The sequence below is a fragment of the Limosilactobacillus panis DSM 6035 genome (assembly GCF_001435935.1).
Classification (GTDB): domain Bacteria; phylum Bacillota; class Bacilli; order Lactobacillales; family Lactobacillaceae; genus Limosilactobacillus; species Limosilactobacillus panis.
Window position 1 is genome coordinate 1 of the sequence record NZ_AZGM01000048.1, and the last position, 398, is coordinate 398.

Annotated in this window: 1 pseudogene; it reads right to left on the minus strand. The window is 37.9% G+C overall.

Annotated features, from left to right (window positions below):
• Window positions 1-119, minus strand: a pseudogene (locus FD32_RS10490) (IS30 family transposase); the annotation flags it as partial.
• Window positions 120-398: the final 279 nt, after the last annotated feature.

Genomic DNA, 398 nt, shown 5'->3' on the forward strand with positions numbered 1-398 from the left:
AGCTTTCTGGCGATCGCGGCATTAGACCAGTTCAGATCATGTAGTGCCTCAATCTGCCCACGCTGCTCACTAGTTAATTGATGGTAGTAACGAGGAATGTTAGAATCAATTTGAGTCATGAAGATCACCTTTCTTATTTTTTGGTCAATTTAAGTTTAGGTCTTCATGGCCTTTTTGTTTAATTTATGATGTTGCACTTAGATTGTAAATCCGGCTATACCTTAAATTCCTTTCTTAAGCTACTTTGACTACCTAAATAGTTTTTTTCTTAAATTAAATTCAAAGAAACACCCTAATATACTTGACTATTCGATCGAGTAGGAGGTAATTGATTAGTTCAACTACCGACCTCTCACACCACCGTACGTACGGTTCCGTATACGGCGGTTCGACAACTT